Consider the following 23,454-nt stretch of genomic DNA (forward strand, 5'->3'; position numbering starts at 1 on the left):
CTGCCTCACCCGAGCCGGACATTGCGAAAGAACGCCAGATCCGCAGAAGCCACCGTTCTGCCGTCTACCGTGTAGTTCCCGGCCAGTGGGACAACGAAACACCGGTCAAGGAACCGGTTGGCCCGCTCGCAGGAGGTCTCCGAGACCATCGTGCAGCAGTGGCAGGCGGCGCCGTGAAGGAAGTCCTCGGGATCCTGCGGCACACGCCTGGCGCACACCGGGTCGGAGGAGCAGCGCATCATTCCGGCCAACGCGGCATCGACCACGTGGGCGAGCCGGTCGGGCGCGGACAGGGCGACAAGCCCGCCGAGCGTCCCGTCGGAGTCAGAGGCCGTCGTCGTCAGCAGCATCCCAGCCGCTGCGGGCCGCGACTTACTCGCCACCCAGGCGTAGATGCGTTCAGAGATCGAAGCGGCACCATAGCCCGACGACATCGCCATCTCCCGGATCAGCGCATGGGCGAGCGTGTGCACCAGCCAGTAGCGCGGCGGCACGAAGCGCTCATCAGGGTTGATCTCCTTGGCGGTTTCTGAGAAGCGCCGCTCCACGTTCCGTCGGTGAGCCTCCCGATGCGCCTTCCACAGCGGACTGGCGAGCACCCGCGTCTCCCAGGCGGCAACCGCCTCCTCATCAAGCTGGAGGAAGATCCCCTCACCGCGGTCCTCCGTGGCGGGCACCCAGGTCGGGCGGCCACCCCGGGCAAGAGGCACGAGCCGCGCCCCGGTGTCATCGATGCGGTCGAAGTCGTCAATGCGGGTGAAGCCGAGGACGGCGTTGACCTTCCTCAGCCGGTCGACGGCGAGGACCCGGCTGATCCCATCCGGCATCGCTCCGAGCGGGCGGGGCGACACCACAAGCCCGCTGGCAGGGTCCTCATGCCGTTCCCCCGAAGGCTCCTGCTGGAGGTAGTTCCACTCAGGGACGAGGAGGTCCACCGGGTCCCACTCCTCACGGCGGCGCAGCCGGGCCTCCTCGCTCTCAGCCGGAGCCGCGAGCTTCCTCAGCAGGCCGATGAGCTCGGCGTCGCTGAGGTCGAGCAGGCCCACAGCATCCGCGTCACCGCGCTTGAGGAGCATCCGGGCCATGGACACGTCCTCCCCGACGGCCTCACGGTCCTCCCCGAGTGCCCTGCTGAGCGCCGCCACTCGGTCCCGCTCAACCTCGGCGGGGTCGAGCCTGGGCATGTCGATGATGGACTGGGTGGTGGCGAACCAGAGGTTGGAGGCGCCCACGAGCATGACCCTGGGCTCGGCCTGGCACCCCTGGGGGTCGAAGACTCCCAGATGCGGGTGGCGTCCGCGGCAGCGCGGCAGCCGGCTGCGTCCCTCCTCACCCTGGGCCTGAGACATGGGGCGGCTGGCCCCGCAGGCCCGGCAAGAAATGATCGCGGTGGCTCCGCGCTGAGAAGTGTCGCGCATCTCCAGCTCGGGATTGGGGGCCTTGGTGCAGTGCGCCCCCTCATGCACCCACCAGTCGTAGGGGAACTCGTCGAGGTGGCCGGCCGGGCAGGCCAGCAGATAGCGCGCCGGCACGCATGGAGACCGGCGCTTCCCGCGCTTTTGCCCCGCCGATCCCGTAGAGCGTGAGCCAGATGGACGCCGACCATGCCCGGGGCAGTCGAGGTGCTCGAAGACGGCCTGGTCCGGACGGTAGGGGTGGGTGTTGGAGTACCCGGCGACGAAGCGGCTGACCGGCGCGAGCAGATCGCAGCCGGTGCAGCGCAGCCACTGGGGGAAGATCCTCGCGGGCACGCCCAGGTCATCGCCCTCGCGGCGCCGTCCTGGCCGGGTGGGCTGCCAGGGGAAGCGCCGCAGCTCACCGACCTGGTGGCCGAGCATGAGCTGAACGGTCTCCAGGAGGCGGGGCGCGTGGATGGTGACGGGCGCGGAGTCCCGACGCCGCCAGATGCGCTCCCAATCATCCAGGCCGGCGGGCATGACCGTGAAGTGCGGCAGGTCGATGACGGCACCGGGCCCGTAGGTGTATAGCAGAGCCGTGGGCCTGGCGGAGCCGACCTTCGCGTAGTTCTTCTTCGCCTGATCGGCCGCGAGCCGGTCACCATCACCCAGCGGGTCGACGGCGGTCAGATCGCCCTCGATGATGGTGGCGTCAGGATCGTTCCCCTGCGCGATGTCCTGGCTCACTGCCCCTCCTCCTGCTCGGTGCCGTCAGTGCTCGCGGGGTCCTGCCTCCGCCAGGCCGGTCCGTCCTCCACGGAGCGATCCACGAGACGGCTGGTATCGGGGGAGACGAGCAGGTTGATCTCCGGCTGCACCTCCCGCATTGAGCCGGCGACGGCGAACGGCACCTCGCCTCTCTGGGGGGCGTGACCGCCACCGGACTCCGCCGAGCGCAGGAGCGCGAAGAAACGCGCATCGTCCGCGCCGCGCTCGTAAACGAGCGCGCCACCCCGTGTGGTGACGTCGTTCCTGCGACGCTCCCATTCGCTGAGACGGGCCTTGAGGCGATGACCCGCATATCGGGCAGCGCCTTCGCCTCCTGCGGACAGCACCCGACGGTCAAGGGTCTCCACAAGCGCCTCAAGCGCATCCCGTTGATCCGACACATTCCCGGCGTCGTGCTCCGGGTTGAGTCCCCTAGGAACGGCCGCCTGGGTGACGCGGGCGGCGGCGACGAGCGCCCCGTCGAGGCCACGGTCCACGGCGGTCACTGAGAACGGCGTGACGGACAGCGGCTCGACGCGGGCGTAGAAGGTCTCGTGGAAGTGCCGGAACTGCTCATAGTGGGCAAGGTCCCTCGGGCGCGCCCAGTTGCCCAGCGTGACGACGAGCCCGGGGCGGCTCGCGTCGCGGCCGACTCGGGAAGTCGCCTGGATGTACTCGGCGGTGTTCTTGGGCTGCCCGACGACGAGCATGAGGCCGAGCCGGGACACATCCACCCCCACCTGGAGCATGGAGGTCGCCAGGACCACGTCGTAGGGGTTGGCCGCCGCCTGCCGGCGTGGGACGCTCTTGCCAGCAAGGGTCGCCGCCATGGCCGCGTCCTTCGCGGCCGTGGAGTCAAAATCGGGATCGAAGGTGAGTCCCATGCGGTCGAGGGTGGCGGTGATGTCGGCCGAGGAGATCCGGGAGGTGAGCTCGCCCAGGTGCAGGGCGCCGAAGTCCGTGCCCCGGCGGCGCGGCAGGCGCGAGTCTCGGCCGGGCTTGGCCAGGCCGGTCTGGATGTCGTCCTGGACGTAGCGGGCCATGCCGGCGAGCTCACGGGTGGCGGAGAAGTAGCCGACGAGCGTCATGTAGGGGTCGGCCGCCTTGCCGACGCGGTCGAGGAGCAGCTGGGCGCCGGCCATGAGTACCTGGGTCACCTGGATCTCGGCGGCGGTCAGGCGCACCCCCGTGGTAGACAGGCCCACGTACAGGCGCCCCGGGTGCTCCGCGTCCACAGGAGTGACTCGGGAGAAGAACGTGTCCGAGGCGTCGAGCACCTGGGGCGGGAAGATGGTGAGGTCACGGCCGTAGAGGAGCCGGACCTGGTCGGCGGCCTTGCGGACGGTCGCGGAGGAGGCGACGAGCAGCGGGGCGGCCGGGTGCCCGTCAGGGGCGGTCCAGGCGCACATGACATCGACGGCGGTCTCGAACAGGCCGACGGTGGTGCCCAGCGCCCCGGTGATGAGGTGGAGCTCGTCCTGGATGATGAGGTCCGGCGGCCGGAGCCTCACAGCGGGCCGGATAGTGGCGGGCCGAAGGCCTCCTTTGGCCTGGTGTCGCCCGTTGTCCGCCAGGGTGCAGCCCGCGTAGTCCGACTTTCCGCGGTGATCGAGGCCAGGGACGTAGCCGTGGCGCTCGCAGCGGCGGGCGACGTGCCCGAAGAGCGTGGCGGCGTGCCCCTCGCGGGCGAGCCGGGCGAGCTTGTCCACAGTGGCGATGACAAAGGCGGGGACCAGTCGGTAGATCTCCTCGTCCGTTGTCAGCACGGGCAGGCCGTCGGGGATGTTGTCGTCGCCGGCGGAGAAGGGGCAGTCCCCGTAGGGGTCGGGGCAGCGCACGACGACGCGCTCCGCCACGTTGTCCACGGTCACGTCGTTCGGGGTCAGGGGCAGGCCGCACCAGGGGCAGTGGCCGAGCTGGAGGGCGGAGAAGCGGCGGCCGGCACCGCTGCCTGGCTGGTCGCGCAGGCGCTTGAGCTCCTCGGCGGCCTCGCTCACGCGTTTGGGGGAGACGCTCGTGCCGACCCACAGGCCGATGCGGAAGGGCTCACTGCCCCAGGTGGCGGGGTCCTCGCGGCGGACGAGCTCGGCGGCGCACACGAGGGTGGTGGCGCGCTGAAACTGCTGGGAGGTGAGCAGGCGCAGCGTGTAGCGCATGAGGACGGTGACGCCGGCACGCCCGTCGATCGGCCCGTCCGGGGTCTCTAGGAGTCCCTGGCGGCGGCGGATGGCGAAGGCGTAGGCGGCCAGCCCCAGGTAGGCCTCGGTCTTTCCGCCACCGGTGGGGAAGAAGAGGAGTTCGACGGTGGCGAGGTCCCCGGCGCGCCGCTCGGCCGCCGGGTCCGTGAGGGCGGGCAACTGCATGAGGATGAAGGCGAGCTGGAAGACGCGCCAGTGGTGCGGGTAGCCGCCCGCGAGGACGCGCGCCTCGGCCTCGCGGACGCTGAGGCTCTGGTCGGCTGCACGCAGGGCGGCGATCTGTGAGTAGACGCGCTGGTCAGCCATGACCCGGTTCATGAAGGCGAAGCAGCGGCGGGCCTCAGCCCCCTCTGGAGTGTCGGCGGTGAGGTGGTCGAGGCCCTCGGCAAGCTGGTCCAGGACCTGGCGGGCCTCGGCGAGCGCCTCCTCGGCCGTCTGTCGCAGGTGATCGGGCAGATTCGCGGCCACTGCCGCCTGCTCCTTCAGCCAGACGCTGTAGGCGGTGACCATAGGCTTCAAGGCGTCGCGCAGCGCGGTGGGGCTGTCCGGGTTGGCGGACACAGTGGCCAGTGCGCGCATATCAAGGAGGGCGCCGGGGACGTCCGCGGCGGTGGTCTGGGGAGTCTCGACCGCGGGGATCCAGGTGGTGCGGACCTGGACGGCGAGACGGGGCGCCTCCTCGCCGGGGCTGGTGGGCGCCAGGCTCCAGTCGGCGGAGCAGGTACGGCCGACGGCGAATTCGAGTCGGTCGCGGTACTGGAGGTCCAGGCGGGCCTCCTCGCTGCCGGGATGCGGCCGTGGTCCGGAACCCAGGGCTGGCGGGAGCATCGGGTCGTGGACGGGGAGGAAGACGGCGCGGCCGCCCGCGTCCACGTCGATGCGGGTCTGGAACATCCAGGCCTCGGTGGGGATGCGCCTCGGGGTGGTGCGGTCATTGCACAGGGCGAGCTCAACAAGGTATCGGCCCGCGGACTCATCGAGGTAGGAGTCGATGCGCAGGGTGACCTCCCCTTCGAGGAGCCGGTCTTCGGTCGTGCCTGGAGTCAGAGTGGCCAGTTCAAGGCGAATGCTGTGCTCGTGGGGAATGCGGCGGTAACGGGTTCCCCCGTCGGCAGCAGCCGGGCCGGTGTCGCGTACTGCTGAGGTGGGCTCATAGGTGCCCCAGCTGACGTGAACACTGAGAGCATCGAGGTCGGCGGGGACCTGGAAGCGCAGGCCCATGGAGGCCGGGATCATGAGCCCACGACGGACGGGCTCATCATCAGTGTCCTCGCCCCGGTCCTCCTCCGCGGTGGCACCTAGCGTGTCCTTCTCCGCACCGGTGACGGGGACACCGGTGGAGGCCGCCGCGTCCAGCGGGTCAATGCCCTCGGAGCTGTCACCTGAAGCATCGGCGTCCGGACTCTCACCAGCGCCGCGCAGGCGAGTGGGGGCGATGCGCCCGAGGAGGTAGCGCTGACTGGGCTGGGTCGAGAGGACCTCCCGGTCGCCCTCGGCGGGGCCGAGGAGCTCGCGGCGCAGCACCTCCAGGAGCCCGGCCCTGGCCGAGGCGGAGGTGGCGGAGGGTGCCTCGTCGAAGACGTAGGCGGTGCCGTCGTGAGGCGTGGCGCTCCCAGTAGCCGAGTGGGTGGAGGTGCGGGGCGGTGTGGTCTTAGACATCGAGGGTCTCCTCCTGGACGGGAGCGACACTGCGCTTCCGACGCTGCGTCTTCGCGGGCTGCGCGGGTGCCTGGGCGGCGGCGCGGCGGTGGTTCTCCTCCAGCAGCCTGTCGAGCAGCTCGACGCGGGCGGCCGGGGAGACTGTCCAACGGGTCATCTTCCGGTAGGTGTGGAAGCCGTGATCCAAGGGAACATCTCCCCAGCCGTAGGCGGCGGCCACTGCCTCGTCGAGCTCGCGGTGGATCTGGCGCAGGCGGTCCACGTCCGGGTCCACGCCGGGCGCGAGGTCCGGGTCATTGACGAGGTTGTAGAGCTTGGTGAGGCCAAGGTCCCGGCGCAGCATCATCTCCCGGCGCTGCGTATCCAAGGCGCGGCCAACCGTCTCCAAGGCCTCGGTGGGCTCGGGGCGAGGGAAGGTCTCGAAAACGTCCGACGGCGTGTAGCGAGGATCGCCCCGCATTCCGGAGCCGTTCTTGATCGCCCAAGTTTGGTGCAGGGAGGAGGACAGCACCGCCTGCTCGCTGTATGAGTTCGTCGCGAAGACGACGATCTGCTCGCTCGTCACAGAACCCGTTGGGATGCGCACGGGAATGACTGTTTTGCTCACGCGCGCCATGACCAGCGCCTCGCCGAGCTCAGCAATAGCCCGCCGCAAGGCCGGTGCCCATGCAGCGAAGCGCCACCAATAATCGCGGCGGTAATCGATCTTGACGATATCGCGCTGCGGCTTGACATCCCGGACCACTCTCGCGAACGGCGTGGCATAGAGTTCAGCCTCATCTCGTGAACGCATACCGAAGTCAATAACCCATCGGGAGGCTGAGCAGTCGGGGCGGGAATTGAGGTCCTCGCCGTTGAGGTAGGGAAAGAGCACCTCGGCGTTGCGCGGGTCCTGCTCGATCCAGGCCTGCGCTTCCCCTGGCTCCAGGATGAATCCCTTGCCGAGGACGTAACAGCCGATGAAGGCGATGTCGGCGTTCTCAACGAGCTGCTCGGGCACGCCGCTCACGCGCCCCTCAGGTTCTAGGAGAGTGCTGATGCGGGCCACTGGCGTACCGTCGCACACGCGCACCGCCTCGTCCGCAACGTGACCCCGGGTACCCCAGACAGCGGCGTATTCGAGGTTAGCGCTCTTGGCCGGCCAGGTGCGGGACTGGATGGCGCGGGTGATGGTGAAGCCATCCTCGATCATGCGGTCGAGCCCCACCTCACGGGTGTCCCCCTGGGCGAGCGTGTTCGTCGCAATGAGCCCGAGCGTTCCTGTTGGTCTTAGGAGGCTGAAGGCGCGGAGGAAGAAATAGGCCACGAGGTCCGCGCTCCCCCGCTGCCCAGAAGCCAGGACGTAGACGAACCAGGCACGGATGTTCTCGCCCATGGCGCCAGTGAGTTTCTGCCCGCCCAGGAAGGGCGGGTTCCCCACAATCGCATCAAATCCACCGCGTTCCATGACCTCGGGAACGGCGAGCGGCCAGTGCAGGCAGTGCCAGCGCTCGTAGTCCGTCTCCACCATCGGGGTCAGCCCACGCTCAAGGATGGTTTCCAGCATCTCCGCGTCTGCCTCGCCCTCAGGCGGGAAAGCACGGCCGAGAGCGACAGCCAGGTCCCCGTAGGCCTCGTTCAGCCTCTTACCGGGCTTCGCACCAACCGCCGGATCCAGTCCCACGGCCACCACGGCGTCGGCCACGCGCTCCAGGAGCCGCAGGTTCTCCTCGTTGTCCCGCTGGAGCCGCTGCTTCGTCGTCGTCGAGCGGGCCGGATCCGCGTCATCTACCTCGGAGGCCAGGGCACGGCGCCGCTCCCGCACCTGCGTCAGGACCGCATCGATATCCAGGGCAGGCGCGTAGTCGCCTGTACGGTCGAGCTCGAAGAGCCGCGTCGCAGGAGCCTCAGCGGGGTCAATGTGCTGGGACCGCAGCTGGCGCAGGTCGGTGACCCCCAGCAGCGAGTTGCCCACGAAGACCTTGTCGTCCACGAAGCTGAAGGGCTTGTCCTTGTCCAGGGAGACGAGCCACAGGGAGAGCTTGCACATCTCCACGGCCATCTCATTGATGTCTACCCCGTACAGGCAGCGGGCCACCACCTGCCGCAGGGCGCGGCTGCGCACCTCGTTAGGCGAGCTCGTGTGGTTCCTCACGGCCTCCTCGCGGGTCCAGGCCTCCACCAGGTGGTCGGCGAGGAAGCGGGCCGCGGCCACGAGGAAGGCGCCCGAGCCACAGGCGATGTCCGCCACGTGCAGGCCGAGGATGTGGTCCGAGCTCAGCAGCCGCCAGGCCGAGCGGTCGTTCGTCTGGTGCGGGCCCGGGTTGAAGACCAGCGGCTCCAGAGCGTGGCGCACCACCTCCTCGGCCAGCGCGCGGGGCGTGTAGTGGGCACCAGCGTTGCGCCGCGATGGGGTCTCGGTCACGACTAGGCCACCGGCCTCGATGACGACCGGCCGGCCGCGCAGGTCACGGCGGATCGCACCGATCCACGGCCGCAGGGCCTCGCGCAGCTGCGCGTCCGGGGTGACGGCCAGCAGAGCCCGTTCAACCTCCGCCTGATCTCTCGCATCCCCGGATCGCAAGGCCTTGGCCAGGGCCCCCTTCGTAGGTGGTTTCGCTGCGCTCTGGTTCTCCTTGAGCCAGGCGATGACGGCCTCGGCAAGGTCGGCGTCGTCAGCGTGGTCCTCGGCCAGGTCCTCCAGGAGACTCAGGGGCACCTCCGGCTCCGCCCCATCAGTGCCAATGAGGCCCAGTACTGTCTCCTGGACGCGCGTGCACGTATAACCGAGCAGGCCCTCGTAGATATAGCCGATCTGCTCGACGTCAATGTCCCGGAAAGACAGACGGCGCATCTCTTGTCCCTTACCAATCCAGGCTGTCTGGAGCGAGCGCAGCACGTGCAGCATGACCCGGTCGGAGACCGCCAGGATCAGAGCACCACTGGCGTCCGTCGCCGTGAGGAAGGGGAAGCGGGAAGAATCAAAGAGAGAGCCACCGTAGGCGGGGATCCGCATGTCCTCGGCGTTGACGCCCCCGTACAGAGCCCGGGAACTCGCTAGCAGCCGGTGCCAGGTGAGGCTCGTGCCATCCATGGACTCTTCGCCCTCGTCCCGGGCTCGTGCCTCCAGCTCATCCAGGACTCCCACCAGACCATAACTGCCGGTGTAGAGGGACTGCGCGGGTAGGAGTCCACGCTCTTCAGCGAAGAGCAGGAAGACGGCACGCATCATGACGGTGACGACCGCCTCATAGACCTCGTGGGCGTCCTCGGACAGCGGGTGAGACCGGTCACCCACCTCGACGTTGAGAGCAGCCTCAGACACAGCAGTGACCACCAGCTCAACTGCCCGGCGCACCTGCGTGCCCAGAGCCTCCGTCACTTCCTCCGCCGCGAGGATGGAATCCTCGAAGAGGGCAGGTAGCCGATTCTTGACCTCCCCGCCTAGAAGGCGGCGCACGGATAAGAGCTCGCAAAAGGCATCACAGGTATCCGGCTCCTCCACCCACGTCTGGCAGTCCACGATGCCCGAGGCCACCGCCCCGCCCGGTGGAGCGCTCACCAGCGCCCACCAGCGCCCGTCCGTCACCACGCCGATCGAACAGGTCGAGTCCCGGCAGCGCAGCATAGCTGCTATCCGGTCAATGAAGTTGGCCGCCCATCCGTCGTCGCCCACAGCCCGCAGTGAGTCCACCGGATCAGTGACGAGCACGAGGGCACCAACCCCCTCCCCATGGGCCAAGGCGCCGCTCGGCGTCACCGTCACCGAGGACAAGCCGTCGGAGACCACCCGATAGACCTCACCGAGGGCCGGGCAGTCCGTCGCACTCACATAGTCGCTACCCCAGCCGATGACATCAGTGAGGACCGCAGACACCCAGGCATCGCGCGCTTGGCGGTAGTCAGCCAACGCCCGATGTGAGTCCCGGTCACTGTCCCAGGCATCCCAGGCACGGTCAAAGGAGGGCTTCACGGCACGCAGGACCGCCCGGCGGGCCCGGTTCAGCGAGGGCATCCCCTGCGGATACAGCCCTGTCATGACCGGGACGGACAGGAATGGCCCGTCAGTATCCACCAGCTCAAGCCACTCTCGATGCTGCTGCGCTACTGACCGAGTGGTGCTGCCCCTCGTGTTCGCACCGCAACCCCGCCCCATCATCGTTCGCCGGCCTGCTCCACGCCCCGGATTCATGACTGCGCCTCCCACGCTACCGCGTCCTCCTCAGTGACAGCCAGCACCAAGGCCACGGGCGAGACGTAGGGCCGCACGTCCTGGTAACGCAGCGCCATCGCCTCAGCCTCGCGCGCTTCCTCGCCGTCCAGGTCGACCAGGCGGTCCTCCATGGCGCGCACGTCCCGGGCGCGCTGGTGACGCTGATCCTCCGCCCACAAGGCAAGCATTCCCTGCTGCTCGCGCTCCTCGGCGCGCAGACGCTCCAAGGAGTCAGTGAGGTTGGCACGGAAGGCCGCGAAGATATCGTGGACGCGCTGGGCATCAGCCTGCTGGCGCTCCTCAAGGTTGGCAGTCACCCTGTCCTGGAGGGTCGCCGCCCGCCGTTCCGTCTCCTCCACGAGCCGGGCACGCAGGTGCCCGTCGTCGTTCCACACGTTGGTGAGGTGGCGCCGCACCTGTGGTCCCGCCAGCCGGTAACCGTCCGGATCCAGGGCACGATCGAGCACACGGGAGAGCGCGTCCTCAGCAACGCGGTGTCCGCGCAGCCGCACCCCGGTGATGAAAACCTCCTCGTGCAGCCGCAGGCCCCCGCGCCCCACGAGGACCAGGCGGGACAAGGATGCGGCGCAGGAGTGCTCCAGGCCAGGCAGCACAACTGCTGTGACCCGGCTCATCTGGGAGTGCGGGCTGAAGAGGTTCGCCCGCAGGGTGCGGGTCGCCTTGCGCATGAGTGCATGACCCAGGTGAACGTGGACGATCCCAGGTACACGCCTGGCCTCCTCGTCGAAGGTGATCGGCCGCAGCCGCCCCGGCGCCAGACGGGTGTCGAGGCCCACCAAGGCGTCCTGCCAGGAGCGCCCCAGAGTCGACACAGCGAAGACCGCCGCATCGGTGTCCTCACTGCCAACCTCCGTCAGAAGCGGCTGATGCGTCAGGCGCAGTGCCTCATCGACCACCCGCCGGGCCGCCGAGGGTGTCAAGTGCATTCGCTCCTTGCGGCTCTCATACCTCGCCGCGAGTGCCGTCAGCTGCTGGTTGAGCGTGGCCGAGCCGGCCAGGGCCTGCGTGATGGCCTGCTCGTCGCGCCCCTGCGCTGAGGCCTTGCGCAGGGCGCGCCCGAGGAACTGCGTGGTCACCTCCTCGTCGATGAGCGGGTTGATGGCACCCAGGTCCTGGGTCTCGGTGGCGATCTTCTCCGCGAGCCGCCCCAGGAAGTCCTGGTGGCCCGCGTACAGGCCGGTTCGGCCTGTGGGAGCGAGGTAGTAGATCTCCGGGACCTCGCGCTGACCGTAGCGGTCGATGCGCCCCACCCGCTGCTCCAGCCGAGATGGGTTGAAGGGGACGTCGAAGTTCACCAGGCGGTGGCAGTAGTCTTGAAGGTCGATGCCTTCGCCGGCGGCGTCAGTGGCCACGAGGACGCGCACATCCTCCTCGGTGGGGCTCGCGGAGAAGCGCGCCCGAACCTCCTCACGCTCCTCCGCCGACGTCGATCCCCGGATCACCTCCAGGCGCTCGCCGTAGCCCTGCTGGCGCAGCACGGAGACGATCCAGTCCAGGGTGTCCGCGTACTCGGTGAAGACGACCACCCGCTCATTCGTCCACGTCCTGCCGTCAGGCCGGCAGACGGCGTCGAGGAAGGAGAGGAGGGCCTCCAGACGGGAGTCGGGGCGGGACTGATAGCCCCGGGCCCAGGCGGCCAGGTCCTCAAGCTGACCACGCGTGGCGGCCGACAGCGGGTTCGAGGCGCGAGTAGCCAGGAGCGTATCCATCTCCGGCTGAGCAGCCAGTCCCTCCTCCTCATCGGACTGGCCGGAGCCCATAACCTCCGTGTAGTAGTCGTCGTCCAGGTCGTCGAAACCGTCCAGACCGCCGCCGGGGACCGACTGGTCGAGGTATCCCTCAAGCGTCCGCGCGAAGGCCCAGGGGCTAGACAGGAAGCGCTTCTTGAGCAGGAGTGCGGCGATGTCCAGGTGCCTGTGCCCCTGCGAGCGCCCAGATTCCCGCAGGAGGCCGTCGAGGGTGGCGTAGACCTGCTCCTCATCCGGCGAGGCGTCATAGGCGAGCACCTTGACCTCGCGGTGGCGAAAGTCCTTCTCCTTAATTTGCGTCTTCAGACGCCTCACCGTCACCTCGTCCAGGGCGGTGGCATCAATGTCCGCGCCGCGAGCGAAGCGGCGTGGGTCGATCATCTCCAGCAGAGCAGAGAAGGATTCGGTGTACCCGTTGTGGGGTGTGGCAGACAGGAAGAGACGGTGTTCGCAGCTGTCCGCCAGACGCCTCAGTGCCCGGGTCCGCTGGGAGTCGACCGCGTAGCCTCGAGTATCACGCCCCCCCCCCGCAGTTGTCGGCGCCGCCGGGGCCACATGGTGCGCCTCATCGACGACGAGCACATCGAAAGCGTAGGAGCGAGCCGTACCAGACCGGGCGGCGTCAGACAGGACCTCACGCAAGAGCCGTTGGGCGCGCATGCCGGGCAGCCAGGCCATGGAGACGATGACGCGCGGGTGGAGGCGCAGTGGGTTGGCGGCCAGCCCATAGGTGCGCCGGTCGGCAGCCATGCGGGCCGAGTCCACAATGACGAAGTCGAGACCGAACTTCTCACGCATCTCATCGCGCCACTTCAGAGCCAGGCTCGGCGGGCACACGATGATGACCGAGCGTGCGCGGTGGCGCAGCAACAGCTCCTGGATCACCAGCCCCGCCTCGATCGTCTTGCCCAGGCCAACATCATCAGCCAGCAGGAGGTTGGTGCGTGGGGCTGCCAGCGCCCGGCGTAGGGGCTCAAGCTGGTAGGGCTCCAGGGTGGCGCCGGAACGGAAGGGGGCCTGGAAGGCCTTCGGGTCGGCTGAGGTGACGGCACCCCAGCGCACAGCGTCAACGAAGGCACCAAGAGTCTCGGGCGAGTCGAAGGCGTCCGCGTCAATGGACTCAGCTAGACCGCGGTCCGGCACCACCGACTGCCCGACCTCCAGTTCCCAGACCACGGTGAGCTCCTCACCCATACGGTCCTCATCGAGAGACTGTAGATCGACGACGTGCTCGAGGCGAGAAACGCCGTCGTCGGCAGGACTGCGGGGAAGGCCCTGCTCCGCAACGTTGGTCACCGCCCACACGGAGCCTCGGACCTGAACGACCTGTCCGGTCTGAGGGACCTCAGGGGCACGCGATGGCGAGGTGATCTGGGGCACGAGGATTATCTCCGGTCGCCTGGAGCAGTGATTCGCGCGGTACGAGCCGCCACGCGGTCGCGTTATTCTAACGCGACCGCGGTGTTATAGCACACCACTCAGGCGCTTATGGGCAGGCCTCATCCAGGCCCCGACACCCCAGGTGACGTGAATGCACCGGTACTTTCTTAGAACAGCCGCGGCTGAGCGGGCGCGGCCGACTCCAGCCAGGCCACGAGCGCCGAGTGCGAGTCCTCCAGCATCCCCAGGTCATAACGGACCTGTCCAACCTGACAGGCCACGTCCACCACCCGGCCGCCTGCTCCACGCCTGCGGGCGTCAGCCAGCACCATATCCTGGCGCGGTATGCAGAGCTTTGGGCGCCAGGACAAGGACACGAGCCGGTACCACTCCACCGCCTCGTCCCCGAAGCAGGCCACCCCGCTCATCCAACGCCGGTCACCGGGACGGCGCAACGCGCACTCGAAGGAGCCGACCTGGCCAGCCAGCAGCCGTACCCGCAGCAGGATGAGGGCAACGAGCACCAGTGCAGCCGCGAGGACCGCGATCACGCACCAGCCCGCCGTCGTCATCTCAGTCCAGGTCCTGAGAGTCGGTCTCAACAATCTCCTCGTGGATGAGGTCGATGTCAGACTCGTCGCCCGTGATCTCGTCCCCGACGCGGTCAGCCGCCACGGTAACCACGTCGTGGTCCACCGAGCAGAAGCCACCGGCGACCTCGACGCTCTCGGTGGTCTCCTGCATCGTCACCACACGCACCGTGCCACGCCCGAGCAAGGCCAGGATCGGCTGGCGGCCGGGAAGGACCCCCAGCTCGCCGTCAACCAGCGGGACCGAGGCGCTTCGTGCAGGACCCTGCCAGATCCTCCCGCCGCGTCGGGAGACGATCGCGACACTCAGCTCACGTGCTCCTGACATGGTCACTTCTCAGCGAGCTCAGCGGCACGACGCTCGAGGTCCTCGATGCCACCGATGTTGTAGAAGGCCTGCTCCGGAACGTGGTCGTAGTCGCCATCGGCGATGCGCCTGAAGGCCTCAATGGTCTCAGCCAGCGGCACCGTCGAGCCGGGAACGCCGGTGAACTTCTCGGCCATGTAGGTGTTCTGGGACAGGAACTGCTCGATACGGCGGGCACGGTTGACCGTGACCTTGTCCTCCTCGCTCAGCTCGTCAACGCCGAGGATGGCGATGATGTCCTGGAGCTCCTTGTTCTTCTGCAGGATCGACTTCACGCGGGTGGCGACCTCGTAGTGCTCCTCACCCACGAACTGGGGAGCGAGCAAGCGTGAGGAGGATGCCAGCGGATCCACAGCCGGGTAGATACCGCGCGAGGCGATCTCGCGGGAGAGCTCGGTGGTCGCGTCCAGGTGGGCGAAGGTCGTGGCCGGGGCCGGGTCTGTGTAGTCATCAGCGGGCACGTAGATCGCCTGCAGCGAGGTGATCGAGTGTCCGCCGGCGGAGGTGATGCGCTCCTGGAGCTGGCCCATCTCGTCCGCCAGGTTCGGCTGGTAGCCCACGGCGGAGGGCATGCGTCCCAGTAGCGTGGAGACCTCGGAGCCGGCCTGGGTGAAACGGAAGATGTTGTCGATGAACAGCAGCACGTCCTGGTTCTGGACGTCGCGGAAGTACTCCGCCATCGTCAGCGCGGACAGGGCCACACGCAGACGCGTGCCCGGCGGCTCGTCCATCTGTCCGAACACGAGTGCGGTCTTGTCGAAGACTCCCGCCTCGTCCATCTCGACAATGAGGTCGTTACCCTCACGGGTACGCTCACCCACACCGGCAAAGACCGAGACACCGCCGTGGTTCTGGGCCACTCGCTGGATCATCTCCTGGATGAGGACCGTCTTGCCCACGCCCGCGCCACCGAACAGACCGATCTTGCCACCCTGGACGTAGGGGGTGAGCAGGTCGATGACCTTGATACCGGTCTCGAACATCTGTTCCTTGGCCTCAAGCTGATCGAAGGCCGGGGGCTGGCGGTGGATGGGCCAGCGCTCGGTCACCTCCAGCTTCTCACCCGGGGCGAGGTTGAGGACCTCACCGGTGACGTTGAAGACGTGGCCCCTGGTCACGTCACCCACGGGGACCGTGATGGGGGCGCCGGTGTCACGGACCTCGGAGCCACGCACGAGCCCATCGGTGGGCTTGAGCGAGATGGTGCGCACAATGTTGTCGCCTAGGTGCTGGGCGACCTCCAGCGTGATCTCATGGTCCTCATCGCCCTCACCGGTGGCCTTGATGGTCACCTTGAGGGCGTTGTACATCTCTGGGATGGCATCGGGCGGGAACTCGACGTCGACGACGGCGCCGATGATCCGCGTAATGCGTCCGGTCCCGGGGGTCGCCTCCGGGGCGGTGGTGGTCTCGTCAGCCATGATGCGTTCTTCCGTGTCCGTGTCTGGCAGTGGTCTGTGGGGCTAGATGGGCTCGGCCGGTGGTTACTCGGCTGCCAGTGCGTCAGCACCCGAGACGATCTCTGAGATCTCCTGGGTGATGTCGCCCTGGCGTGCCTGGTTAGCGAGCCTGGTGTAGGTGTTGATGAGGTCCTCGGCGTTGTCCGTGGCGGTGTGCATGGCCTGCTGGCGGCTGGCCAGCTCCGAGGCCGCGGCCTGGAGCAGGGCGTTGCGGATGCGGCTGCGCACGTATCGGGTCAGCAGCGCGTCCAGCACCAGCTCGGCCGAGGGCTCGAACTCGTAGATCGGAGCCGCTCCGGTGGACTCCGCCCGTATTTTCTCAGTGCCGGCGACGATGTCGTCGCGGTTGAGCTTGCCCGGTCCATCGACGTCGACGACGGTGAGGGGCAGCATCCGGCGGACCTCGGCGACCTGGGAGACCATGGAGACGTAGCGGGTGAAGACGATGTAGACCTCACCAACGCCTCCTTCCTCACCGGGAGCCAGGAAGCGCTCTAGCAGCTCCTGGGCGATCTCCTCGATCATCTCCTCGCTGGGGCGGTCCGACTCCCCGGTCCACGACTGCGCGACCTCACGGCCGCGGAAGGAGAAGTAGGACAGCGCCCGGCGCCCTGCAGTGAAGACCACCGGCTCCTTGCCCTCCTCAAGGAGCTGGTCGAGGAGCCTCTCGGACTCACGCAGGACAGTGGCCGAGTAGGCGCCCGCCATGCCGCGGTCCGAGGTGACGACGAGCACGGCCACCCGCGCGGTGTCCGTGCGCTCCTGGGTGATCGGGTGGTCGAGGCTGGAGTGGGTGCCAACAGCGGCCACCGCCTGGCTCAGGGCGTGGTCGTAGGGCCCTGCCTCCTGGGCGTTGCGGCGCGCGGCGCCGATCCGGGAGGAGGCGATGAGCTCCATCGCCTTAAAGACCTTCTGAAGGGTCTGGGTGGACCGGATCCGCTGCTTGTAGACGCGCTGGTTGCCTGCCACGTCAGCCCCTCTTGAGCACGATCTGCTCGCTCGTGCGCTCAGCCGGGGCCTCGTCCTCGGCAGCAGCGACCCCGCCGGTCAGCAGGCGGTCTCCGGCCGCGTAGGAGCTGCGGAAGGCCTCGACCTCGGACTTGAGCTGCGCCTCAGTCTCCTCGGAAAGCTGGCCGGAGGTGCGGATGGTCTCCAGCACTGAGGAGCCGCGGCGCAAGTGGCTCAGCAGCGCGGCCTCGAAGGGTAGGACCTCGCTAACCTCCAGGTCGTCGAGGTACCCGTTGGTCCCGGTCCACACGCTGACGACCTGCTCTTCAACCGGGTAGGGCGTGAACTGGGGCTGCTTGAGCAGCTCCATGAGCCGCTCGCCGCGGGTCAGCTGCTGACGCGTGGCAGCGTCCAGGTCTGAGGCGAACATGGCGAAGGCCTGCATCGAGCGGTACTGCGCGAGCGTGAGCTTGAGCGTGCCGGCCACCTTCTTCATCGCCTTGATCTGGGCCGCGCCACCCACACGGGACACCGAGATGCCCACGTCGACGGCGGGGCGCTGGTCAGCGTTGAACAGGTCGGACTGCAGGAAGATCTGCCCGTCGGTGATGGAGATGACGTTGGTCGGGATGTAGGCCGAGACGTCGTTGGCCTTGGTCTCGATAATCGGCAGGCCGGTCATCGAGCCGGCGCCGAGCTCGTCAGAGAGCTTGGCGCAGCGCTCCAGCAGACGCGAGTGCAGGTAGAAGACGTCACCGGGGTAGGCCTCGCGGCCCGGCGGACGGCGCAGCAGCAGCGAGACCGCTCGGTAGGCCTCGGCCTGCTTGGACAGGTCATCGAAGATGATGAGCACGTGCTTGCCCGCGTACATCCAGTGCTGGCCGATGGCTGAGCCGGTGTAGGGCGACAGGTACTTGAATCCCGCGGGGTCCGAGGCCGGGGAGGCGATGATGGTCGTGTACTCCAGGGCGCCGCGCTCCTCCAGCGTGGCGCGCACCGAGGCGATGGTCGAGCCCTTCTGGCCGGTGGCCACGTAGATGCAGCGCACCTGCTTGTCAGGGTCACCGGAGTCCCAGGCAGCCTTCTGGTTGAGGATGGTGTCCAGGGCGATGGCCGTCTTACCGGTCTTGCGGTCACCGATGATGAGCTGACGCTGACCACGACCGATCGGGATCATCGAGTCAATGGCCTTCAGACCCGTCTGCAGCGGCTCGTGCACCGACTTACGAGCCATGACGCCAGGGGCCTGGAGCTCCAGGGCGCGCCGACCCTCGGAGGCGATCTCGCCCAGACCGTCAATCGGTCGGCCCAGGGGGTCCACCACGCGTCCCAGGTAGCCGTCACCGACGGGAACCGAGAGCACCTCGCCGGTGCGGCGAACCGTCTGGCCCTCGTCGATCCCAGTGAAGTCGCCCAGGACGACGACGCCGATCTGGCGCTCATCCAGGTTCATCGCCAGGCCCGCAGTGCCGTCCTCGAAGGTCAGCAGCTCGTTGGCCATGACGCCAGGCAGGCCTTCGACGTGCGCGATGCCGTCTGCGGCGAAGACGACGTGCCCGACCTCCTCAGCAGCCACCTCGGCGGGCTTGTAGGACTCGACGAACTCGTCGAGCGCGGAGCGGATCTCCTCCGGCCTGATGGTCAGGTCTGCCATCTGTCGTCTCCTTAGGGTGGTGGAACCGGTCCGCTGGGGACCGCACGTGTGTGGTGCGAGCGGCGTCAGGACGCCAGAGCCGTCCGCAGGTCGTGAATGGAAGAGCTCACGGTGGAGTCGAAGACGATGTCTCCGGCGGTGATCTTGACCCCACCGACGACTGCCGGATCGACCATCGTGTTGAGCTCGACGTCGCTGCCTAGCCGCCGGCGCAGGATTGCGGTCAGCCGCTCCTCCTGGGCCACCGTCATCGGCACAGCAGTCACGACGTCCGCAATGACGCGTGACTGTATGGCTGCCGCCAGCTCGGTGACGCGGCGCAGGTTGCGCGGGACCCCGCCCTGCGCCCGGTGCCGCACGCACCAGGTCAGCAGGCTCATTGCCGGGGCTGACAAGCGTGAGGCGAACAGCGAGTGGGCCAGGCGCACACGGTCATCGGTCGTCGTGCGCCGCGAGGGCTCCAGGGCCTGACGCAGCTCGCGGTTGGAGGTGATGACCTCGGTGACGGCGAAGAGCTCCTGCTCAACGTCTCCTACCGTGCCGCCCGAGCGCGCGCCGGCCAGGACCGCGGCGATGCCGAGGTCGTGGAGTGCGGTGACTAAGTCCGCCGGTCGGGACCAGCGCCCATGTACGAGCGCCTGGAAGAGCTCGACGACGCGGTCATCGACCTTGCCCTCGAACAAGCGCCGAGCCAGCGCAGCCTTGTCCGCAGGCTCACGACCAGGGTCTGTCAGCGGCCCTGTGAGCCGGTGACGGGCAACCTGGTGCGCCACGGACAGAATCTGCTCGCCGAGCTCCTGGCCCTGCGCCCCCGCTAAGGCGAGCACAGGCTCCCAGGCCTCGCGGGCGGCCTGCCTGGAGGCTGCGGTTCCGGTGTTCACCGAGCCTCCCCGCGGGCAGCGGCCTGCGCGGCGGCGTCAGTATCCGCCTCCAGGCTGTCCAGGAAGCGGTCAATAACCCGTGAGGACGCGGCGGCGTCGCTCAGCTGCTCACCGACGATCTTCTCGGCCAGCGAGGTCGCCAGGAGACCGACGTCGGAGCGCAGAGAGATCTGCGCGGCCTGCTTGTCTGCCAGGATCTGACGCTGGGCTACCTCAAGCGCGCGACCGGACTCAGCCTGTGCCTCGGTGCGTGCCTGGGCGACGATGGCGCGGGCCTCGTCCTGGGCCTGACCACGGATCTGGGCGGCCTCACGGCGCGCCTCCTCAACCAGACGGGCGGCTTGGAGCTCGGCGTCGTGCTGGTCCGCCTTGGCCTTGTCCGCCAGGGCGAGACCCTCTTCGATCGTGCGGGTGCGCTCATCCATAACCTCGGTGAACCGAGGCAGGGCGTACTTGAGCAGCACAACAGCGATGAGGAGGAAGGCGACCGTTCCCCAGACCAGGTCCGGCAGGTGGGGGATGAACAGCCAGATGCCCTCGGGTGCACCGCTCGCCGGCAGCACTGCGGCGATCCCGAGCGGGCTCGCGGAGGTGATGGTCACGGCGAGCCTCAGATCAGAAGACGAAGCCGGCGGCGAAGCCGAGCAGACCCAGGGCCTCGATGAGGGCGGCACCAATGAACATGTTGGTACGCAGGGCCCCGGCGACCTCAGGCTGGCGGGCGGTGCCCTCCTGGGTCTTGGCGACGACCATGCCGATGCCGAGCGCCGGGCCGAGGGTGGCCAGGCCGTAACCGATGGTCGCGATGCTTCCGGTCATTGTGGTTCTCCTTGTGTGGTGGCGGCGTCGAGACGCCTGAAACAGATGGGCGAACCCGCCCGAGGGCGAGAAGGTCAGTTGTAGAGGGGCGCGGGACTCAGTGCATGTGCACCGAGGAGTCGATGTAGACAGCGGTCAGCAGGGTGAAGATGTAGGCCTGCAGGGCGGCGATGAAGGCCTCCAGCAGCAGGAAGGCGATACCTGCGGCCAGAGTGACCACGCCGATGGCCTTGAGCTCGGCCGAGGCGTAGACGAACAGCGCGTTCGTACCCACGAAGCACAGGGCCAGCAGCAGGTGCCCGGAGATCATGTTCGCCATGAGTCGGATGGTCAGGGTCAGGGGCCGCAGCACCAGGTTGGACAGGAACTCGATCGGGATGATGAGCGGGGCCAGGAAGCCGGGGACACCCGAGGGCAGGAGCGTGCCCCTGATGTAGTGCCCCACGCCGTTGGTGCGGACACCGGCATAGATGAAGACGACGTAGGAGACCACCGCGAAGATAAGCGGCATCGCCACCACACCGGTGGAGGCGATCTGCAGGCCGGGGATGACACCGGAGATGTTAAGGAAGAGGATCCCCAGGAACATCGTGGTCAGGATCGGGGCGTAGCGCGCGCCGTAGGTCTTGCCGAGGATCTCGTCCGCGATGTTCTTGCGCACGAACTCGATAAGCAGCTCCAGGACGTTCTGGAAGCGTCCGGGCACCGTCTTGGCCCGAGCGGCACCGATGCCAAAGAGCAGGACCAAGGCGATCGCCATGACCATCCGCACCATCATGACGCGGTTGAGCTCAAAGGGCGTACCCAGGAAGGCGAAGGCCGGTGGGAAGAAGTCATCCAGGGACGGTGGCTCAAAGCCGCCCTCCGACGCCACGAGGGTGCCACCCCCTTGTCCGGGTACTCCGGGTACGCGTAGCACCAGGCTCGCTGCGAGCGATGCGCTCGAGATCACCGGACCTCCTTGGACGATGGGCCGCGCCCCGGTGCGGGCGCTCCTGCGCGTCAGCCTAGCTCAAAATCACAGGCCTAAAGTCACACCCACGCTCAGGTCCGAGAGCCAGGGGCTCTCAGCTCCACCGTCAGCGCCCGCCCCCGGGCCAGGCCGACGACCTCGACCGCCGTGACCGCGAGGAGAATCACAGCCAGGGGGACGAGGAACCAGCCCTTGGAGAAGCTGTCCTTGTAGGGCCCGGCCAGCACGACGACCACGACCATGACCATGATCTTCGCGGCGAAGGAGAGCATGACGCCCCCGGAGGCCAGCAACGGGAAGCGGTCCCAGGGAACCGCCAAGGCAGCTGCGGTGATGAGGGTCAGCACTGCCCCGGCACCCGTCCCCCAGGCGGCTCCAGCCCAGGCAGGCCCGCCAGCCATGGCACCTCCTGCCAGCGCCAGCGCAGCCAGCACGAGGCCGACGCCGAGCACCCGCCAGGCGGTTCGGCGGAAGACCTCCTGGTGGCTGACAGGGCCGGTGGGCGCAGTCGGGACGGACGTGGTCCTCATAAGCGGTCCTCAGGTCGCAGACGACGGGTCGTGACACGCCGCCTCCACGCCTGGCGCAGGCCCGGCATGAGGTCGACGGTCAGGAGCACGGTAACCACCAGCGCGATCCCGGCTCCTGGCAGCACCCAGCGCAGCGGGAAGAAGGCCATCGCCGCTACGGAGTAGGAGGCCACAGCGGCCCACAGGTACATCACCAGCACCGCCCGCCGGTGGGAGTGCCCGGCAGCCAGGAGCCGGTGGTGCATGTGCATGCGGTCAGGGTGGAAAGGGCTGTGTCCCGCTCTGGTCCGCCGCACGATAGCCATGATCATGTCCGTCAGCGGCAGCAGGAGCACGGCCAGCGGCAGCAGGATCGGCAGGAAGACCGGCAGCGCGGTCTGGCCTGCAAAGGCGCCAGGGTCGATCTGGCCGGTGACGATGATCGTGGCTGCGGCCGAGAGCAGCCCCAGCTGCATCGAGCCGGAGTCCCCCATAAAGATCTTTGCCGGGTGGAAGTTGTGTGGCAGGAACCCAAGGCAGATTCCCAGCAGCGCCGCCACGACCGTGGCCGCCAACGAGGTGTAGGAGCCCGGCGAGGTCATGCGCGTGAGCACGTAGACGTAGGCGAAGAAGGCACTGGCTCCGATCCCGATGATGCCGGCCGCCAACCCGTCCAGCCCGTCGACGAAGTTGACGGCGTTGATCGCCGCGACCACGACGAGCACGGTGGAGACCAGTGACAGGCGCGAGGAGCCGATGGTCAGTCCCCCGATGGGGAAGGTGATGAGCTGGACCCCCTGCCAGGCCATGAGACCGCCCGCCAGCATCTGCCCGGAGAGCTTGGCCAGCCAGTCCAGGTCCCACAGGTCGTCGATGACGCCGAGGACGCACACCAGTCCTGCCCCCAGCACCACGGCCCAGGCCGACCGGTCAATGACGCCCCCGAGGAAGGGCACGCTGGAGGCCACCGCCATCGCGGTAGCGAAGCCGACGAACATCGCCACGCCTCCCAGCCGGGGAATCGGCGTGGAGTGCACGTCCCTGGCGCGCACGGGCGTGAGCGCGTGGGTGACGAGAGCGACGTGCCGGACCACCGGGACCGTCAGGTAGGTGACGGCCGTCGCGATGAGCATGATGAGCAGGTAGAGCCTCACGGGCGCCGGGCCTCGCTATCGGCTGTCATCGGGGCGGCACCCGCCCGTGCCAGGACGGGGTCGAGGACGGCAGCGAGCTGGCTGGCCGGGAGCACGCCGTCACGGATGACGACGGGATCCAGCGCGTGGCCCCCAGCCAGCGAGATGATCGTGGAGGGGACGGGGCCAGGGGTGGCTCCGCCGTCGAGCAGGAGGATGTCCTCCTCACCACGGCTCTCTGGGGCGGCGTCGGGTGAGTCTGCCTCGCGCACGCGACCAGGGAAGGCAGCCTTCCCCCCGGCCGCGTCGGCTGCCGGGGGCTGGCCGGTGTGGTTGGCGCTGGTAACCGCCATCGGGCCGGTGTCGCGTAGCAGCTCCAGGGCGAGGGGGTGGTCCGGCATGCGCACAGCGATCGTGCCGCCGGTCTCCCCCAGGTCCCAGCCCAGGTCTGAAGCGGCGTCGAGGATGATGGTCAGGGCTCCGGGCCAGAAGGCCTCCATCAGCGCCTGCGCCGTCGGGGGGACGGCTGCGACGACGCCGTCAAGCTGCTCCGGTCCGGCCACGAGGACAGGTGGGGGCATCTGGCGCCCACGCCCCTTGGCCTCCAGCAGGTGCGCGACGGCGGCAGCGTCGGAGGCGAGGGTACCGATGCCGTAGACGGTGTCAGTCGGGATGATGACGAGCCCGCCGTCACGCACGTGTGCGACAACGGTGCTCAGGGGCCGGTCCTCGTTCACGTCCGACATCCTCCCACGAT

The 23,454-nt window shown here is 68.4% G+C and carries 16 protein-coding genes; all 16 read right to left on the reverse strand.

From position 1 onward, the window contains the following. Nucleotides 1-5: 5 nt before the first annotated feature. Nucleotides 6-2,144 carry a DUF1998 domain-containing protein gene (gene drmB / locus HRL51_RS08500; RefSeq protein WP_218957623.1) on the reverse strand — a complete coding sequence of 713 codons (2,139 nt, stop codon included), beginning with the start codon at nucleotides 2,142-2,144 and terminating at the stop codon, nucleotides 6-8. After that, nucleotides 2,141-6,022: a DISARM system helicase DrmA gene (gene drmA / locus HRL51_RS08505; protein ID WP_172191274.1), complete on the reverse strand. Its 3,882-nt coding sequence runs from the start codon at nucleotides 6,020-6,022 to the stop codon at nucleotides 2,141-2,143. The genes drmB and drmA overlap by 4 nt, the downstream gene beginning before the upstream one ends. Then, nucleotides 6,015-10,016: an Eco57I restriction-modification methylase domain-containing protein gene (locus HRL51_RS08510; protein ID WP_244960147.1), complete on the reverse strand. Its 4,002-nt coding sequence runs from the start codon at nucleotides 10,014-10,016 to the stop codon at nucleotides 6,015-6,017. Before HRL51_RS08510 ends, drmA begins: the two co-directional genes overlap by 8 nt. Before the next feature lie 173 nt (nucleotides 10,017-10,189). Next, complete coding sequence (gene drmD, locus HRL51_RS08515; protein WP_218957675.1) at nucleotides 10,190-13,429, reverse strand: DISARM system SNF2-like helicase DrmD; 3,240 nt, start codon at nucleotides 13,427-13,429, stop codon at nucleotides 10,190-10,192. A 101-nt stretch (nucleotides 13,430-13,530) separates the two neighbouring features. Then, nucleotides 13,531-13,935: a DUF2550 family protein gene (locus HRL51_RS08520; RefSeq protein WP_172120279.1), complete on the reverse strand. Its 405-nt coding sequence runs from the start codon at nucleotides 13,933-13,935 to the stop codon at nucleotides 13,531-13,533. A gap of 1 nt (nucleotide 13,936) precedes the next feature. Then, nucleotides 13,937-14,281, reverse strand: coding sequence for a F0F1 ATP synthase subunit delta/epsilon (locus tag HRL51_RS08525; protein ID WP_172120280.1), 345 nt, complete (start codon nucleotides 14,279-14,281; stop codon nucleotides 13,937-13,939). Between the two features lie 2 nt (nucleotides 14,282-14,283). After that, nucleotides 14,284-15,741 (reverse strand): F0F1 ATP synthase subunit beta, encoded by a 1,458-nt coding sequence (atpD, locus tag HRL51_RS08530; protein WP_172120281.1) that lies wholly within the window; start codon nucleotides 15,739-15,741, stop codon nucleotides 14,284-14,286. 63 nt (nucleotides 15,742-15,804) lie between these two features. After that, nucleotides 15,805-16,749 (reverse strand): F0F1 ATP synthase subunit gamma, encoded by a 945-nt coding sequence (locus HRL51_RS08535; protein ID WP_172191276.1) that lies wholly within the window; start codon nucleotides 16,747-16,749, stop codon nucleotides 15,805-15,807. A 1-nt stretch (nucleotide 16,750) separates the two neighbouring features. After that, nucleotides 16,751-18,382: a F0F1 ATP synthase subunit alpha gene (atpA, locus tag HRL51_RS08540; protein ID WP_172120283.1), complete on the reverse strand. Its 1,632-nt coding sequence runs from the start codon at nucleotides 18,380-18,382 to the stop codon at nucleotides 16,751-16,753. A gap of 65 nt (nucleotides 18,383-18,447) precedes the next feature. Then, on the reverse strand, nucleotides 18,448-19,263 hold the full coding sequence (gene atpH / locus HRL51_RS08545; RefSeq protein WP_172191278.1) for an ATP synthase F1 subunit delta: 816 nt from the start codon (nucleotides 19,261-19,263) through the stop codon (nucleotides 18,448-18,450). Next, nucleotides 19,260-19,865 carry a F0F1 ATP synthase subunit B gene (locus HRL51_RS08550; protein WP_413228077.1) on the reverse strand — a complete coding sequence of 202 codons (606 nt, stop codon included), beginning with the start codon at nucleotides 19,863-19,865 and terminating at the stop codon, nucleotides 19,260-19,262. Before HRL51_RS08550 ends, atpH begins: the two co-directional genes overlap by 4 nt. Before the next feature lie 13 nt (nucleotides 19,866-19,878). After that, nucleotides 19,879-20,082 carry an ATP synthase F0 subunit C gene (atpE, locus tag HRL51_RS08555; RefSeq protein WP_172120285.1) on the reverse strand — a complete coding sequence of 68 codons (204 nt, stop codon included), beginning with the start codon at nucleotides 20,080-20,082 and terminating at the stop codon, nucleotides 19,879-19,881. A 97-nt stretch (nucleotides 20,083-20,179) separates the two neighbouring features. Continuing rightward, a complete protein-coding gene (gene atpB, locus HRL51_RS08560) occupies nucleotides 20,180-21,034 on the reverse strand; it encodes a F0F1 ATP synthase subunit A (protein WP_413228078.1) in 855 nt (284 codons plus the stop codon). A 92-nt stretch (nucleotides 21,035-21,126) separates the two neighbouring features. Beyond that, complete coding sequence (locus HRL51_RS08565; protein WP_235954214.1) at nucleotides 21,127-21,585, reverse strand: hypothetical protein; 459 nt, start codon at nucleotides 21,583-21,585, stop codon at nucleotides 21,127-21,129. Next, nucleotides 21,582-22,718: an MraY family glycosyltransferase gene (locus tag HRL51_RS08570; protein WP_172191281.1), complete on the reverse strand. Its 1,137-nt coding sequence runs from the start codon at nucleotides 22,716-22,718 to the stop codon at nucleotides 21,582-21,584. The genes HRL51_RS08565 and HRL51_RS08570 overlap by 4 nt, the downstream gene beginning before the upstream one ends. After that, entirely contained in the window at nucleotides 22,715-23,443 is a 729-nt protein-coding gene (locus tag HRL51_RS08575) for an L-threonylcarbamoyladenylate synthase (RefSeq protein ID WP_172191283.1), read from the reverse strand. The genes HRL51_RS08570 and HRL51_RS08575 overlap by 4 nt, the downstream gene beginning before the upstream one ends. Between the last annotated feature and the right edge of the window lie 11 nt (nucleotides 23,444-23,454).

It is taken from the genome of Actinomyces faecalis (genome assembly GCF_013184985.2).
Lineage (GTDB): Bacteria > Actinomycetota > Actinomycetes > Actinomycetales > Actinomycetaceae > Actinomyces > Actinomyces faecalis.

Coding starts and splice junctions, on each gene's coding strand:
- drmA (WP_172191274.1), bottom strand. CDS start 6,022: ATGTCTAAGACCACACCGCCCCGCACCTCCACCCACTCGGCTACTGGG.
- HRL51_RS08510 (WP_244960147.1), bottom strand. CDS start 10,016: ATGCCCTCGCTGAACCGGGCCCGCCGGGCGGTCCTGCGTGCCGTGAAG.
- HRL51_RS08520 (WP_172120279.1), bottom strand. CDS start 13,935: ATGACGACGGCGGGCTGGTGCGTGATCGCGGTCCTCGCGGCTGCACTG.
- HRL51_RS08525 (WP_172120280.1), bottom strand. CDS start 14,281: ATGTCAGGAGCACGTGAGCTGAGTGTCGCGATCGTCTCCCGACGCGGC.
- atpD (WP_172120281.1), bottom strand. CDS start 15,741: ATGGCTGACGAGACCACCACCGCCCCGGAGGCGACCCCCGGGACCGGA.
- atpA (WP_172120283.1), bottom strand. CDS start 18,382: ATGGCAGACCTGACCATCAGGCCGGAGGAGATCCGCTCCGCGCTCGAC.
- atpE (WP_172120285.1), bottom strand. CDS start 20,082: ATGACCGGAAGCATCGCGACCATCGGTTACGGCCTGGCCACCCTCGGC.
- HRL51_RS08565 (WP_235954214.1), bottom strand. CDS start 21,585: ATGAGGACCACGTCCGTCCCGACTGCGCCCACCGGCCCTGTCAGCCAC.
- HRL51_RS08575 (WP_172191283.1), bottom strand. CDS start 23,443: ATGTCGGACGTGAACGAGGACCGGCCCCTGAGCACCGTTGTCGCACAC.